Here is a 16,245-nt window from a genome sequence, read left to right on the forward strand (position 1 = left end):
ATCGAGATAGATTTGCTACTGTCGGTAAGTTGAGAGGAACCGTTCGAAACGACTGATGGCAATTTCCAGATCTTCAACATGCGGCAGCGTGACGATGCGGAAATGGTCGGGTTTCGGCCAGTTGAAGCCGCTGCCCTGAACCAGCAGCACTTTTTCCTGAATCAGAAAATCGAGCACCATTCTCTGGTCGTCATGAATGTTGTACATCTTGGTATCAATTTTCGGGAACAAATACATCGCACCTTTGGGTTTGACGCAGGATACGCCCGGAATCTGATTAATCATCTCCCATGCGCGATCACGCTGTTCCAATAATCTGCCACCGGGCAAAATCAGTTCATTGATACTCTGATAGCCGCCCAGTGCAGTCTGAATCGCATGTTGCATCGGCACATTGGCACACAAACGCATCGATGCCAGTATATCCAGCCCGGAGACGTAACCCGTCGCAAGGTGTTTCGGGCCGGTCAGGAACATCCAGCCCCCTCGGAACCCACAGACGCGATACGCTTTTGACAGACCGTTGAACGTCGCCATGAGAACGTCGTCGGCCAAGGTTGAAATCGGGGTATGGGTTGCACCGTCGTATAAGATCTTGTCGTAGATTTCATCGGCGAAAATAATCAGATTGTGCTGGCGGGCAATTTCGATAAACTCCAGCAGAAAGTCACGACTGTAGACGGCTCCGGTCGGATTATTCGGATTGATCAGCACAATACCGCGCGTGTTCGGGGTGATTTTCTTTCTAATGTCTTCCAGATCGGGATACCAGTCTGATGCTTCGTCACACAGATAATGCACGGCTTTCCCGCCGGAGAGAGAGACCGAAGCGGTCCAAAGTGGATAATCCGGTGCCGGCACCAGCATTTCATCGCCATTGTTCAACAGTGCCTGCATCGACATGACGATCAGTTCTGAAGCGCCGTTACCGATATACACATCTTCGACGTCGAGGGCGCGTAATCCTTTTTTCTGATAATGCTGAACCACTGCCTTACGGGCAGAGTAGATCCCTTTGGAATCACAATAACCTTGCGATGTCGGCAGATTACGGATCACATCAACCAAGATTTCATCAGGGGCATCAAAGCCAAAAGGTGCCGGATTGCCGATATTCAGCTTTAGGATTTTATGGCCCTCTTCCTCCATGCGTTTAGCATGTTTGAGTACCGGACCCCGAATGTCGTAGCAGACATTATCAAGTTTTGATGACATCCCAATATTTTGCATGGCAGCTCCCCCGAAAATAATTAAATTTTTTTATTAAGTTACACTAAATCATGTTTTAAAAGAATAAAAATCTAAAATTATCTGATTTCTGGGCTAGAGCTTCGGGAGCATCTGACATAAAATGCTCTACATCCTTTGACAGGAACAGATAAATCAATCAATAGAGTCGTCATGACACCCCCAGCTGAGGTCGCTTTGTCTTATTTCTACCAAGCAGTAAACCAACTTATTCACCAGATTCATCAGGCTGATCCACAAGTGAGCCGATGCCGACAGGCACTTGATTTCCCTCCTCATTTTTCTTTGCCTGACTGGCTTGCCGCACAAACCTTGTTCCCTAAATTTTACTGGCAAGACCGGGAAGGTCGGGAAGAAGTCGTGGCGTTGGGGGCTTGTATGGTTTTTTCGGATCCGGCACCGGCCTATCAAGTGATCTCTGCCTCTCAGCGCATTTGGGGCGGGCGCTCCTTTGATGGCGGAACGGCCAAAAATCCGTACTGTAGAGAAGCATTTTTCTTTCTGCCGCAAATTGAGCTGATTCGCGAAGGGGATTCATGGTTTTTATGTGCCAACTTGACAGCGCGTGATGAGACGATTCAGGCATTACAGCAGCTTCAGTCGGACATTCCGGCGTTACCCCCGATAGAAACTGAAGTGCTTTGCGTTGATCACGCACCTTCGCGTGCCCAATGGTGCCAACTGGTTGAGCAGGCATTGTCTGCGATGACACAGCAGCAGTTTGATAAAGTCGTGTTAGCACGGCAGTCCACATTTGAACTGACGCAGTCGATTCAGGCCGCCCAGTTATTAAAAGAAAGTCGCCGTTGCAACGATCAGAGTTTTCACTTCTTACTGGCTATCGACCAGCGGCATAGTTTCGTCGGCTCGACACCGGAACGTTTGTATCAGCGTTACGGTGAGGCGCTGGTCACTGAAGCGCTGGCCGGAACGATTGGCCGAAGTGAGGATGCCCGGCAGGATCAGGCATTATCCGACTGGCTGATTCATGATGAGAAAAATATGACCGAGAATCAGTATGTCGTCGATGACATTGTCGATCATTTAACCCCTTTGGCGCGTTCTGTTGAGGTCGGGGCGGAAACACAATTGGTGAAACTCCGGCGAGTACAACATCTGAAGCGTCACATTGCGGCTGAGCTTAATCCGACGGTTAACGGTGTCCAGTTATTGGGCGCATTACAACCGACTGCAGCGGTCGCGGGGTTACCGAGACAAGCCGCTAAAACTTTTATTGAACGCTATGAACCGTTCCCCAGAGGATGGTATGCCGGGTCGATTGGCTATATCAGCCATCAACGTGCTGAATTCTGCGTCGCGATTCGCAGCGCACTGGTGATGGATAAGCAGGTCAAACTGTTTGCCGGTGCCGGGATTGTGAGTGGCTCGGTTGCTGAGCATGAGTGGTTAGAGTTGAATCGTAAGATGTCAACCTTACTCAGTCTGATCACGGAGATATCTCCGGAGGAAGTAGTATCGTGAAATCTCAACAAGCGGTGTTGAATCGTATCTGGAGTCGTTTGATTCTGGAGGAATTGTCGCGTCTGGGTGTGCGTGATGTGTGTGTTGCTCCGGGCTCGCGTTCTACACCATTGACACTTGAAGCCGATGCGCATCCGGCGTTGCAGCTCCATCGCCATTTTGATGAAAGAGGGCTGGGTTATCTGGCATTGGGACTGGCAAAAGCCAGTCATCAGCCGGTCGCCGTGATTGTGACATCGGGGACTGCGGTGGCGAATTTACTCCCGTGTGTGGTTGAAGCTAATTTGACGGGCGAAAAACTGGTTTTGTTAACCGCAGACCGCCCGGTAGAGTTGATTGACTGCGGCGCGAATCAGGCGATTGAGCAACCGGGTATTTTTGCCGCGCATGTGGTTCAGGCGATCAACTTACCCAGCCCGACCACCGCGATTTCGCCCAACTGGTTGCTCACGACACTTGATCAGGCACTTGCGGTGCAAGAGCGTCGTGGTGGCGCAGTCCATATCAATTGTCCGTTTCCTGAACCGCTGTATATCCAGCATGATGAAATCGTCGATGATGCAGCTTATCTGAGCCGTGTGCAGCACTGGCTGACACAGGGTCTGCCGTACAGCCTCAAATGTGGTGGTCAATACACACCTGTCCGGCCGGAGCCGACACTGTTGCGTCAGCGCGGGGTTGTGATTATCGGCTCTCTGTCGTTGGCTGATGCAGAAAAAGCCAAAGCGTTTGCACAGCGGTTGGGCTGGCCTGTGTTCTGCGACCCCCAATCGGGCGTATCAAGTGACTGGGCATATTTCGATATCTGGCTTCATCATCCACTATCGCGGCAGATTTTATCAGCATGTGAGCTGATCATTCAGTTTGGGGGACAAGTGGTTTCCAAACGGCTCAATCAGTGGTTGCAACAGCAAGTCACCCAGCATGGGAGTCATTATGTGCTGGTTGCTGCGGATGAGAAATGCAATAACCCGTCTCATCTGCCCCAACAGCAGATCGTGGCTCCGGTTGCAAATTGGGTTGATGTGCAACTTGAATCGGTTCAGGCAGACAATTTATCAGCCGGTTACTCATTAACGGATTGTTCATCAACAGATTACTCATCAACGGATCGCTCATCAGCCAATTGGGCGGATCCATTGCTGGCGATGATTGGCCGTATCCCGGCAGTGATACAGCAAGTAGCAGCAACAACGACGGCCCTTTCTGAGTTGGATGTCGCCCGGTCAGTGGCGACACTGGCTCCCACTGCGGATTTATTTATCGGCAATAGTTTGATTGTTCGTTTAGTCGATATGTTCGGGACTATCAATCATCAGAACGTGTACTCCAACCGTGGTGCGTCGGGTATTGATGGTCTGGTGGCAACGGCTGTCGGAGTTCAGCGCGAACGGCAGCATCCGATGTTATTACTGCTGGGCGATACTTCTCTGTTGTATGACCTCAATTCGCTCGCGTTGTTGACCAACACTCCGCAGCCGTTTGTGATTGTGGTGACCAATAACGACGGTGGTGCAATTTTTGACTTACTGCCCGTCCCAAAACAACAGAAAACTGACTTATATCAGATGCCACATGGCTATGATTTCCGACATGCAGCCGCTCAGTTTGGTTTGCAGTATGCCAAGCCTGAAAGTGTCAGCGCACTGACGGATTGTGTCACACAGCATATCGAGCGCGGGCAGCATGGTTTGGTGGTTGAAGTCAGTGTCCCGGCCGGAGAGGCAGCACAGCACATTCAGCAGGTTATTCAGCATGTCTGTACTTTATAGTGATTACACCCCGGCGGCGTCAGACCTCACGCAGGATCGACCAGTGCTGGTGTGGTTACATGGTTTACTGGGCAGTGGTAAAGATTGGTCGGAAACGCTGGCACAACTGTGTGATTTTCCCCGTTTGACTATCGATTTGTGCGGGCACGGGAACAGTCGCACGCAACGCTGTACCGATTTTGACGACTGTTGTGCTCAGATTGCTCAGACGATAGCCCGGCGGTTACCACCGGCACAACCGTTGGTACTGATAGGCTATTCACTGGGTGGTCGGTTAGCCATGTATGGTGCCGTTCATGGTGCCTGGTCGGGGCTGAATGTAACCTCTTTGGTGATTGAAGGGGGCAACTTTGGCTTACAGGATGAGTCAGCCCGTCAGACCCGCTGGCTACAGGATCAGGCATGGGCTGCTCGCTTTGCATCTGAGCCGATTGCTGATGTTTTAGTCAGTTGGTATCAGCAGCCGGTATTTTCCTCACTCAACCATGAGCAAAGACAAGATTTGATCACCCGGCGTAGTGATAATCTTGGCGTCAACATTGCAGCGATGATGCGTGCGACATCGTTGGCTTTGCAGCCGGATTTGCTGCCGGCACTGAAAGCACAACCGATTCCCGTTCAGTATATCTGCGGGGAGCGCGATCAAAAATTTCGCCAACTCGCTGAACCAAGCGGGTTGCCAATAGAGATTGTTTTGCAGGCAGGACATAATGTCCATCAGGAGCGACCCGCGGCGTTTGCCCGGTGTCTTCGGACACTGCTCGCTCATCAGAGATGACAGCTCAAACAAGATAGGTAGATTATGACAATTACTGTAGGTATCAGTGAAGAAGAACTTTATGCACCGGTCAATTGGAACGATTGTAGCGGTGAGTATCAAGATATCCACTATCACAAATCGGATGATGGTATTGCCAGAATTACCATTGCCCGGCCGCAGGTTCGCAATGCTTTTCGTCCCCAGACGGTCAAAGAAATGATTCAAGCGCTGGCTGATGCCCGTTATGACTCTGGTGTCGGTGTGATTGTTCTGACCGGACTGGGAGAGGATGCATTCTGTTCCGGCGGTGATCAGAAAATTCGCGGTGATTACGGCGGTTATCGTGATGACGAAGGCACACATCACCTCAATGTACTAGACTTTCAGCGTCAAATCCGGACTTGTCCGAAGCCGGTAATTGCAGCCGTGGCGGGCTGGGCCGTTGGCGGTGGTCATGTTTTACATATGATGTGTGATTTAACCATCGCGGCTGACAATGCCAAGTTTGGTCAGACCGGGCCGAAAGTCGGATCGTTTGACGGTGGTTGGGGCGCGTCTTACATGTCACGGATTGTCGGCCAGAAAAAAGCGCGCGAAATCTGGTTCTTATGTCGCTTTTATGATGCGCAGGAAGCCGTTGATATGGGGCTGGTGAATACCGTCGTCCCCTTGGCGGATCTGGAAAAAGAAACCGTCCGCTGGTGTCGGGAGGTATTACAACACAGCCCGATGGCGCTGCGTTGTTTGAAAGCGGCCCTGAATGCCGACTGTGATGGTCAGGCCGGGTTACAAGAGCTGGCAGGTAATGCGACGATGATGTTTTATATGACTGAAGAAGGTCAGGAAGGACGCAATGCATTCAACGAAAAACGTCGTCCTGATTTTCACAAGTTTCCTCGTAACCCGTAGGTTTCGGCAGCGATTGAAACAGAATGATTGAAATAAGGTGTCTGGTGGTTTAACCATCGGGCATCGGGTCAAGAGGAACAGTTACCATGCGTAGTGCAAAACTGTACCGCTATCGATTACCGATGGATAGCGGTGTGATTCTTCGCAACGAGAAGCTATTGGAACGTGAAGGCTTCATCGTAGAAATACATGAGCAGAATCAGATGGGGCGCGGTGAAATTGCGCCATTAGTTGGTTTCAGCTCGGAATCTGTGACGGAAGCCGGTATCCAGCTTCAGGAACAACTGGCACGTTGGTGTCGCGGTGAGGTGATTGACTATCCGTCATTATATCCATCCGTGGCGTTTGGTTTGTCTGCCGCAGAGGCCGAGTTATCCGGTGAACTGCCACAAGCCGGTCATTATTTTGCGGCCCCCTTATGTATCGGTGACCCGGATGAATTGATCGAGCGTCTCCAAGTGTTACCGAAAAAAGTCGCCAAAGTGAAAGTCGGCTGGTATGAGCCGGTTCGTGACGGGATGATTGTCAATCTGTTGCTGGAAAGCATCCCTGATTTATCACTGCGGCTGGATGTTAACCGTGGTTGGACGCCGGAACAGGCGGCCAAGTTTGCCAGTAAAATTTCCCACTCCTACCGGCAGCGAATTGCTTATATTGAAGAACCCTGTGCGGCACCGAGCGACAGTATTGCGTTTGCGATCAATACCGGTATTGCGATTGCATGGGATGAAACCCTACAAGAGTCATTACATGACCCGGCGTTCGGTCTGGAGGATCTGACCGGCGTGAAAGCGCTGATCATTAAACCGACCCTGATTGGTTCAATTGAACGGTGCCGTTACCTGATCGAAAAAGCCAGAACGCTGGGAATGCAGCCGGTGATCAGTTCCAGTATTGAATCGAGTTTCGGGTTGTGCCAGCTGGCACGGCTGTCTCGCTGGCTGATGCCGGATGAAGTCCCGGGACTGGATACCGTCGGTCTGTTTCAGCAACAGTTGGCCGTTGCGTGGCCGGGGTGTGATTTACCCGTTGTGGCACTGGAAAGTCAGGAATTAATCTGGACATCCTGATGACGAACGGTAATGAATGCGGTGACGTTCCCTGGCTGCGTTGGGCAAAGGAGCGGCCGACGGCTGTTGCGCTGAAAGTGGGGCAGCAAAGTTATTGCTGGCAGGCGGTGGCCGAGCGGGTTGCTGCCATTGCTGCGGCCTTGCAACAACAGGGGGTCGGAACTGACGATGTGGTGACGCTGGTCGGCAAAAATCATCCCGATATGGTCTGGTTGTTTTTGGCGAGATTATCTGCCGGGGCGTTGACGGCCTTTCTGCCGCCACAGCCGATTGCTATGTTGCAGCGTAAACTGGAGACTATCTACCGTTCTCATCAAACCATGTGGTTGTTCTGTGCTGACCCAAGTGATGTCACCGCATTGCAGGCGCAGTTGCCGGACTGTCGCATGGTTGACTGTCTGCAGGCCACCGATGCTATTCAGCCCTCGCATTATCATCCCGAACAGTTGAGCACATTAATTTTTACATCCGGCTCAACCGGTGACGCGAAAGCGGTTGCCCATACCTCTCATCAGCATTTTGCCTCAGCGCAAGGGTTGTTATCTCTGTTTCATTTCTCGGCCGGTGATACGTGGTTACTGAGCCTGCCTGTCTATCATGTGTCCGGATTATCGATTATTTACCGCTGGTTACAAGTAGGTGCCTGCCTGCGGATTGGGCATACTGAAGCCAGTGACATGGCGGATGTGACCCATGCTTCGTTGGTGCCGACCCAGTTACAGCGTTTGCTGGATCAGCAAATCCCCCACACGCTGACCCATGTGTTGCTCGGAGGCAGTTATATTCCAGCGGAACTTGCCCGGCGAGCAGCTGCGCTCGGTATCGAAACATGGCTCGGGTATGGCATGACAGAAGCTGCGTCAACGGTCACTGCCAAGCGGGTTGATCATCGGGAAAGTTGTGGGATGGTCCTGCCTTTCCGTCAGGTGAAAATTGATAATGAACGGATTTATATCAGTGGTGAAACGCTGGCTTGTGGCTATTATCGCCAGGGGATGCTGACCCCGTTGTGTGACGATTCCGGATGGTTTGACAGCAAGGACATGGGTTATTGGCACGAGCAGGAACTACATGTCACCGGCCGGGCGGATAATCTGTTTATTTCCGGTGGGGAAAATATTCATTGTGAAGAAATTGAAGCGGTTTTAGTGCGACATCCACAGATTGAGACGGCTGTGATAGTTCCGGTTGCCGATGCTACTTATGGGGCCCGTCCGATAGCAGTGATTGGCTGTAAACCGGATTGGCAATCGATGAGCGCGGATATCAGCGCGTGGCTTGAAGGGCGCCTGGAGAAATTCAAATGGCCGGATAGTTATTATCGTTTGCCTGATCACTGCCGTCCCCAAGGGATTAAAATCTCCCGTGCAGCGGTCAAAACGTGGTTAAACGCTGCAATCAAGCAAGGTCGCGATCCTGACAAGCAGTTATGAGTTAGTCCAAAACTGAATTTTGGTTTGATATGTCTTTTCGTCATAATTAACTCAGTTTAATTAACTAAAAGGCATACCCAATGAAAAAAGGGCTCATGATTGCGACTATTATCATTCAGCTTTTCGTGGCAGTGCTGAATAGTGGTGCCACTCGGTCATTGGCGGAGTTGACCGCATTTTTGTTGATTGTGGTGCTGTTTCTGGAACGCTCTCCCCGCCAATCATCTCGTCAAACATCTTCGTTGTGAATCTTCGCTGTGAATCCGGCACCGTGTGCATGTGTTATCGTTACCCACCCGTGCCGATTCACTGAGTGAGCATAATCCAGCTCAGTGAGGACACCGAGATGAGGACCCACAAACCGACGCCGAACAGTAACGGCCGCGGCCCTGCCTGACGCAACTTACCGAATGACAAACTACAGCCAATCAAAAACAGGCAAATCACCAGTGTCTGTTTCGCCAGCGTAAAGATGCCCTGATAAAGCTCAGAGAACTGGGGTAATTGATCATGACCAATAATCGCCGCACAGTAGAACAAAATGAAATAAGGAATGGTGATTTTTCTTGATTCGCTGCGAAATAAAAATGTACTGATAAATGCCACCGGAATAATCCAGAGCGCGCGAGCCAGTTTTAACGTGGTGGCAGTTTTGAGGGCTGTTTCTCCATAGGCAGATGCGGCTCCGACCACCGAAGACGTATCATGAATGGCAATCGCTGCCCAAGTGCCGAATGTTGTCTGACTCATATTGAGTAGGTGACCGACCGCCGGAAAAATAAATAAAGCCAGTGAATTGAGGACAAAAATCGTTCCCAGTGCCAGACCGATCTGTTCATCATCTGCATCGATGGCCGGTGCAACGGCTGCAATGGCACTACCGCCGCAAATCGCCGTCCCGGAAGCGATCAGGTAACCTGTTTTACGCTTCAGCCCGACCCGGACACTGACAAACCAGCCGATCAATAAGGTACTGAATAAGGTGGCGACAATCAGCCCCAAGCCATGAGCGGTGACGGTGAGTGCCGTTTGCAACGGAATGCCGAATCCGAGGCCGATAATCGAGTAGGCGAGTAGTTTTTTGGTGATCTTCGCTAAAGGAAGCCCTTGTGGTACCAGTCCTAAAGTGGTCAGAAAAAAGCCGATGACCAGTGCTGAAGGGGAGGTGATATAAGATGTCGTACAAATCAGTAATCCAAGTACGAACGGGATGTTTTTGAGCTGGCAAGCATGTTTGAGCGAGTCAGCCTTTTTGAAGGCAAAAGTATTACTGAACAAACGACTGAATAAAGGAGCCATGTCGATACCACGATCAGAGAAGATATCGCTATTCTAACCGAAACCGGCGATCAGTCAGTCTGAATGTTTTTAACTTTCATTCATTAAAATTGAACAATTAGGGGCTGTTGACCTTTCGTGGTTGAATTTTGTTCAATCTGAACGGGTATTGATCGCGGCGCATGCCGCTTCGCTATCCTAAGCAAATGACCTAGCGCCATGAGCCTCTTAACTCAGCCACATGTTGCCGCAACTCGGTGCTGTCAGTATCAGCTGCTATGATCGGTGGTGCCGCTTCGACTTCAATTTTGGCTCTGAAACGTTGCGGCAGCCCCCGGCAAGCCCGGCCGCGATAGCGACTGAAATAACTGCCCCACATTCCTTTGAGTGCCATCGGAATGACCGGGGCGCTGGTGTGCTGAATGATGCGGTCGAGACCGCGGAGAAATGGCCCGATTTCACCGTCTGGTGTGAGCCGCCCTTCAGGAAAGATACAGACCAGTTCCCCCTGCTGAAGTGCCTGTTCAATCTGCACAAACGCTTGGCGAATGGTCTTACCGTGTGAAGCACAGATCGGGATGACGCCCGCACGGTTCAAAATCGGTCGAATCAGAGGAAGGGTGGTGTAATCGGCTTCCATCACGAAACGGATCAATCGCGGTGAGGCGGCACTGAGTATCAGCGCATCCAGATAGGTGACGTGGTTACAAATAATCAGGGCACCGCCCTGAGACGGCAGATGATGTAGATTGCGGTAGTGCGTGCGATAGCACAGTCTTGCCAGACAGGCCAATACGAAACGCAGCGTCTCAATCGGTCGCTGACACAGTAAATAAACCGCGACGCCCAGATTGATCAGCGAGAGCAGCAAAAACAGGTCGGGGATCGACCATTGCAGTAATGACAGGACGATAATTGCTAAAACTGCGCTGATCACCATAAACAACGCATTATAAATATTGAGGGCTGCAATCACTTGTGCACGTTGTTCCGGGTGAGCGCGTTGTTGCAAGAATGTGTACAAAGGGACGATAAACATCCCACCGGAGACGCCCAGTAACAATAAGCTCAGAAATAGCGGCCACAGTTCGGCGCGGGTGATAAAGGCCGCAAAGTCCATTGTTTGGGGGAGTGCATGCGGTACTCCGCTGCCCAACCCGTAACCAAACAGCGAAATACCGAGACAGGCCACAGGCACAAGCCCGAGTTCAACGCGATGGCGCGACAGGCGGTCGCACAATAAAGAGCCGAGTGCAATACCCACCGAAAACAGCGTCAGTAGCCAAGAGACAGCTCCTTCATTGCCATGAAGGAAATAACGCGTGAAATTTGGAAATTGTGTCAGATAAGTTGCTCCCATAAACCAGAACCAACTGATGATCAGAATGGTCCGGTGGATCACAGGATCCTGCTTGGCAATCCGCAGCGTTTGGCGTGTTTGTGAGATAGGACGCCAGTGAAAACGCTGGCTCGGAGCGGTTGCCGGAGCATGGGGGATATAGCAGCTTGCCAGATAGCCACACACGGCTAACACCAAGACTGCACCCGCCGCGATGTATTCTGCACTTGGGGTTGAGGCGATTACGCCTGCCAGTAATGTCCCCAGCAGAATCGCCAGAAATGTTCCGGTTTCGACCAGTGCATTACCGCTCATCAGTTCATCCGGTTTGAGCTGCTGTGGCAGCAAAGCATATTTAACCGGGCCGAATAAGGCAGACTGGGTGCCCATCAGAAAAAGCAGCAACAGTAAAATCAGATAACTGTGAGTGATAAAGCCAATGGCAGCCAGACTCATGATGACAATTTCTAATACCTTTATTTTTCGGATTAGTTTGCTTTTTTCCAGTTGGTCCGCGAGAACGCCGGAAGAGGCGGAAAACAGAAAGAAAGGCAGAATAAATAAGCCGGCAGCGAGATTAATAAACAGAGTGCTTGAAATCGCCAGTTGATCGGCACTGCTAAACGCAACAAACAATAGCAAGGTGTTTTTAAACACATTGTCGTTAAACGCCCCGAAAAACTGAGTAATGAAATAAGGTAAAAAACGTCGGGAAGAGAGCAGTGATGAAGTCGTATGAGACATGGGAGAATCCTTTTTACCCAGTGCGATTAAGTCAAAGCTATTGTGACGAGTTTGATTACCAAGCCTTTAGATAATGGGTCAGTAAGTTATGAATCAGTTCATTGCCGTCAATCGGTGATGAAGCAAAGAATTTATCATCGACACTCAGTAAAGTAATGCCGTGTACGCCGGCCCACAAAACGCGACTGGTAGTCGTAATTTCTTCCGCTGAACGCTGTGGTGTCAGCTGTTGTAACAGGGTTTCCAGTATGTCCGTCATGTGATCGATTCTTTGTGTTTGCCATGTGGGCAGATCTTCGCCATTCATATTGTGTTCAAAAATCAGTTGCCAGCGGAAGGTATGGCGTTGGGCAAAGTCGTGATAGCAGTAGGCGAGTTGAAATAAGGCGTCCCGGTGATCGGTACTCTGACTGACTGCCTGTCGGGCCTCTTCAATCAGTTCATCGAGTGTCTGGGCGACGGCATGTAATAACAGGAGATTATAGCTGCCGAACACATTGACTAATGTACTGGGGACATAACCAATCATGGCTGCGACCTTGCGTAAGCTCAGTTCATGATAAGAGTGATCGGTAAGAAATTTTTTGACATGTTCCAATGTCAGCTGAATGAGCTCTTCTCGCGTGTGGTCGTTTCTTCTGGCCATGATCTGTAATCGTTAATGAACAACGTTCAATATATTATGGTTCCCTTGTCTGAGCGTCAATCAAAGCCTGCAATATTCTGATACATGTAAAGTGTTTCTTTGGTCAGTAGGAGTGTCTATGATACTCCTGATCCCTTTTAATAAGACGAAGGATAGACATGAAACGCTTTTTATCGTTAATGACCCTAATCATTGTTTCAGTGGCGGTGATGCCGGTTGCTGATGCAAAGAAATTCGGTGGTGGCCGTTCTTTAGGCAGTAGCCTCAAAACTGCTCCGGCACCGAAGCAACAGTACAGCAATACCAAAACGCAGGATAATAAAGCCGGTCAGACGCAAAATGCCGGACGTAAAGGTCTGATGGGAGGACTTCTGGGTGGTCTGCTCGCCGGTGGTCTGTTGGCTGCTTTTTTCGGTGGCGCTTTTGAAGGTATCCAGTTTATGGATATTCTGATTATCGGGTTAGTGGCGTATTTTATCTTCAAATTATTGCGCGGGGTGCTGGCTGCCAAGCAGGGCAGTATGAATCAGCAGCAACCGGCATTTGGCGGGGCCGCACATCGACAGTCTCATGTGCATAGCTTCGAACAACCTGAAGATACTGCCGTAGGAGGAAGCGGCTTTGGTACCAATGCTGCCAGTGACGTACCGCACCGTTACCCTCCGGAATTTGACCGGGCAGCTTTCCTGAACGGAGCCCGGGAACACTATCGCATCTTGCAAGGCGCATGGAATCATAATGAGTTAGATACGATTCGTGAGTATGTTTCTGCAAGCCTGTTTGAAGATTTGCAAGCCGAGCGGAAAAAACTGACCGGTGAACAGCATACCGATGTGATGTATGTCGATGCCGAGTTTGTCCGTGCTGACTATGATGCGAACCGTGCCCAGTTGAGCTTGCAATTCTCAGGGCGTTACCGTGATGCTGTTGAAGGGATTGAAGAAGAGATCCAAGATATCTGGCATCTTGAACGGGATTTAACCGTGCCGAATTCGCCTTGGCTGATTGTTGGTATTCAAGGCTAATTATCATCATTGATGGATAAAAAGTTGATTGATGAAAAAATGCCTCCGTTTGCGGAGGCATTTTTCTTGGTGTCGATTGACATTTTTATGCTTACGTTATCGGGCCGATGAGGTGCTAAACAAAATGCAGGGCATCGCCATTCGGCAAAACGCGAGCCAGCCGCGGGAAAATATTCTCAAAGGCCATGTGGTGAAATTCGGATGAGAAAGAACTACAAGCATTTTCGATGGTGATCATGTTATATCCCAGCTCCCAACCGTGGCGCAGAGTTGATTCCACGCCCATATTGGTGGCAATCCCGACGACAACGAGATGACGAATTCCGCGTCTGCGTAACTGCATGTCGAGTGCTGTTCCTGTAAATGCCCCCCATTGCCGTTTGGTGATCAAGACATCCCCGTCTTCAACCACACCATCAGCCAATGTCATCCATTGTTCCATTGCTTCCGGTGCCGGTGTCGGTTCATCAACTACGCCGGGTGGGTAATCCTGCAGATCGTCGGACCAACCGACATTCACACCGACGACGGTTGCACCATGCCGGCGAAAACGCGCTACCAGCGACTGGCACCTTGCCAGTATTTCATCTGAGGGATACGGATAGCGCTGCGGGGCGAGTATACCCTGTTGTAAATCGATCAGAATCAATGCGGTTTCATGCGGGTTTAATGTCAGCATCGTGATTTCCTTGAATTGATGAGAATCGAAGATTAAATCTCTACCTGACATTCAGGCACAGATGTGATCTTGGATTGCTGTTCTTCAAAAAAATTCCCATTCAATTCAAATGAATCCAGTTGTGCCAGATAAGGCGCGACCGAACCGATATGTTGATCTACCCAAACCGGATTGTAATAACAGTCCAGATAGCGTTCCCCATCATCACACCATAATGTCACCAGTGAGCCCGTTTCACCGTTGCGTTGCATCTGCCGGGCGAGCTGGAGTGTTGCATAGAGGTTGGTTCCGGTTGAGGGGCCGGCTTTACGCCCGGTTTGCTGCTCCAGCCAGTAAATGGTCGCGATACTGGCTGCGTCAGGGACGGCGATCATGGTGTCAATCACACCCGGTATAAAACTGGGCTCAACTCTGGGGCGGCCAATCCCCTCAATCCGGCTACTTTGTTGACAAGTCAGTTGAGAATTATTGTGAAGAAACGCATCGTAAAAGACTGAGTTTTCACAATCTGCAACACACAATTGGGTTGGGTACTGGCGATAATGAATATGCCGCCCCAGCGTGGCGGAGGTGCCACCGGTACCGGCTGACATCACCAGCCAGCGTGGCAGCGGAAAACGTTCTTGTGCCATCTGGGCAAAAATCGCATGAGCGACATTATCTGTTCCGCGCCAGTCCGAGGCACGTTCTGCATAAGTGAACTGATCAATATAGTGTCCGTTGAGGGTTTCAGCCAGTTGCCGGGCTGCCGGGTAAATATCACAAGAACGGTCAACAAAGTGTGCTGTGCCGCCATATTGTTCGATCAACTCAATTTTCTTGCGCGCGGTCGTCCGCGGCATGACCGCATAAAAAGGCAGGCCCAGCATTTGGGCAAAATAGGCCTCGGAGATTGCAGTGCTGCCGGAAGAGGACTCGATAATCGGGGTGTCCGGTCCAATCAAACCATTGGTTAACGCATATAAAAACAGTGATCGGGCCAAGCGGTGTTTCAGCGAACCTGTCGGGTGGCGACTTTCATCTTTAAGGTAAATATCGATGTTCTGTAAACCGGGTACGGTTAGTTTGATCAGCGGCGTTTCCGGATGATGTGCTTCTTCGGCCATGATTTGATGAATTGCCTGCTTGATCCAACCATGATTACTGGACATATGAATACTTCCTATTAAAGCGGATAAGATGAACGAACGAATAGAATAAAAATAACCGGATTCACAGAGAAAAAGGTTTCTTTTTTTACTGTTTATTGGCTAAATAGTAGAAAATATTTCTCTTTTATTGGGGTGTGGTGGAATGAAATTGGATAAAACCGATAAACAGTTACTGCGATTATTACAACAGAATGCGGAGTGGTCTTTGAATGAGCTGGCCGATGCGGTCAATCTGACCACGACACCATGCTGGAAGCGGTTAAAAAAGCTGGAAGAAATAGGAGTTATCCAAAAGCGAGTTGCGTTGCTGGATCCGGAAAAATTGGGATTAAACTTCACCGCTTATGTGATGCTCAAAACCAGTAATCATTCTCATGAGTGGTATGTTCGTTTTGTTGAAATCGCTTCAGAATTTCCAGAAGTGATGGAGTTCTACCGAATGGCGGGGGAGTACGACTATATGATGAAAGTCGTCGTTAAAGACATGCGCTGCTTTGACGAGTTTTACAAGCAACTGGTCAATCGTGTCGAAGGATTGAGTGATGTGACTTCGACCTTCGCGATGGAATCACTGAAATATACCACGGAGCTGCCATTGTCATAACGGTTGTTAATACTGAGTATGCACCTCGGCCTGCCGACACAGAAAAATGTCCCGACAGGCCACTTGAACTTGAACTTGAGTATAAGAGCTAAGAGCTGCCAGCTG

General features: G+C 50.1%; 15 protein-coding genes. 9 read left to right on the forward strand and 6 right to left on the reverse strand.

The features are described from left to right. Positions 1-15: 15 nt before the first annotated feature. Positions 16-1,230: a pyridoxal phosphate-dependent aminotransferase gene (locus VRK_RS05050; RefSeq protein ID WP_059120371.1), complete on the reverse strand. Its 1,215-nt coding sequence runs from the start codon at positions 1,228-1,230 to the stop codon at positions 16-18. A 171-nt stretch (positions 1,231-1,401) separates the two neighbouring features. Between VRK_RS05050 and VRK_RS05055 the strand changes: the two genes are divergently transcribed. From VRK_RS05055 to VRK_RS21205, 7 genes are all read left to right on the forward strand, one after another. Further along, positions 1,402-2,730: an isochorismate synthase gene (locus tag VRK_RS05055; protein WP_059120372.1), complete on the forward strand. Its 1,329-nt coding sequence runs from the start codon at positions 1,402-1,404 to the stop codon at positions 2,728-2,730. Beyond that, entirely contained in the window at positions 2,727-4,502 is a 1,776-nt protein-coding gene (menD, locus tag VRK_RS05060; RefSeq protein ID WP_059120373.1) for a 2-succinyl-5-enolpyruvyl-6-hydroxy-3-cyclohexene-1-carboxylic-acid synthase, read from the forward strand. Before VRK_RS05055 ends, menD begins: the two co-directional genes overlap by 4 nt. Beyond that, the gene (gene menH, locus VRK_RS05065; protein ID WP_059120374.1) at positions 4,486-5,280 is read left to right on the forward strand and encodes a 2-succinyl-6-hydroxy-2,4-cyclohexadiene-1-carboxylate synthase; all 795 of its coding nucleotides are present in this window, start codon (positions 4,486-4,488) and stop codon (positions 5,278-5,280) included. Before menD ends, menH begins: the two co-directional genes overlap by 17 nt. A gap of 24 nt (positions 5,281-5,304) precedes the next feature. After that, positions 5,305-6,171 (forward strand): 1,4-dihydroxy-2-naphthoyl-CoA synthase, encoded by an 867-nt coding sequence (gene menB, locus VRK_RS05070; protein WP_021018876.1) that lies wholly within the window; start codon positions 5,305-5,307, stop codon positions 6,169-6,171. Between the two features lie 86 nt (positions 6,172-6,257). Next, positions 6,258-7,241 carry an o-succinylbenzoate synthase gene (gene menC / locus VRK_RS05075; RefSeq protein ID WP_059120375.1) on the forward strand — a complete coding sequence of 328 codons (984 nt, stop codon included), beginning with the start codon at positions 6,258-6,260 and terminating at the stop codon, positions 7,239-7,241. After that, the gene (menE, locus tag VRK_RS05080) at positions 7,241-8,674 is read left to right on the forward strand and encodes an o-succinylbenzoate--CoA ligase (protein WP_059120376.1); all 1,434 of its coding nucleotides are present in this window, start codon (positions 7,241-7,243) and stop codon (positions 8,672-8,674) included. The genes menC and menE overlap by 1 nt, the downstream gene beginning before the upstream one ends. 80 nt (positions 8,675-8,754) lie before the next feature. Next, positions 8,755-8,922, forward strand: a complete 168-nt coding sequence (locus VRK_RS21205; RefSeq protein WP_162841945.1) for a hypothetical protein — start codon at positions 8,755-8,757, stop codon at positions 8,920-8,922. 58 nt (positions 8,923-8,980) lie between these two features. Here VRK_RS21205 and VRK_RS05085 read toward each other — a convergent pair whose 3' ends face one another. From VRK_RS05085 to VRK_RS05095, 3 genes are all read right to left on the reverse strand, one after another. Beyond that, positions 8,981-9,973 (reverse strand): YeiH family protein, encoded by a 993-nt coding sequence (locus VRK_RS05085; RefSeq protein WP_082671316.1) that lies wholly within the window; start codon positions 9,971-9,973, stop codon positions 8,981-8,983. 190 nt (positions 9,974-10,163) lie between these two features. Further along, entirely contained in the window at positions 10,164-12,035 is a 1,872-nt protein-coding gene (locus VRK_RS05090) for an MFS transporter (RefSeq protein WP_059120377.1), read from the reverse strand. Between the two features lie 55 nt (positions 12,036-12,090). After that, the gene (locus tag VRK_RS05095; RefSeq protein ID WP_059120378.1) at positions 12,091-12,681 is read right to left on the reverse strand and encodes a TetR/AcrR family transcriptional regulator; all 591 of its coding nucleotides are present in this window, start codon (positions 12,679-12,681) and stop codon (positions 12,091-12,093) included. A 158-nt stretch (positions 12,682-12,839) separates the two neighbouring features. On the opposite strand from VRK_RS05095, the gene VRK_RS05100 reads away from it, so the two are divergent. After that, positions 12,840-13,706, forward strand: a complete 867-nt coding sequence (locus VRK_RS05100; RefSeq protein ID WP_059120379.1) for a Tim44 domain-containing protein — start codon at positions 12,840-12,842, stop codon at positions 13,704-13,706. A 115-nt stretch (positions 13,707-13,821) separates the two neighbouring features. Here VRK_RS05100 and VRK_RS05105 read toward each other — a convergent pair whose 3' ends face one another. Continuing rightward, a complete protein-coding gene (locus VRK_RS05105; protein WP_059120380.1) occupies positions 13,822-14,385 on the reverse strand; it encodes a hydrolase in 564 nt (187 codons plus the stop codon). 32 nt (positions 14,386-14,417) lie between these two features. Beyond that, positions 14,418-15,536: a PLP-dependent cysteine synthase family protein gene (locus tag VRK_RS05110; RefSeq protein WP_082671317.1), complete on the reverse strand. Its 1,119-nt coding sequence runs from the start codon at positions 15,534-15,536 to the stop codon at positions 14,418-14,420. A 142-nt stretch (positions 15,537-15,678) separates the two neighbouring features. On the opposite strand from VRK_RS05110, the gene VRK_RS05115 reads away from it, so the two are divergent. Then, complete coding sequence (locus tag VRK_RS05115) at positions 15,679-16,140, forward strand: Lrp/AsnC family transcriptional regulator (protein ID WP_059120381.1); 462 nt, start codon at positions 15,679-15,681, stop codon at positions 16,138-16,140. Positions 16,141-16,245: the final 105 nt, after the last annotated feature.

This window comes from Vibrio sp. MEBiC08052, from assembly GCF_001506075.1.
Classification (GTDB): Bacteria; Pseudomonadota; Gammaproteobacteria; order Enterobacterales; family Vibrionaceae; genus Vibrio.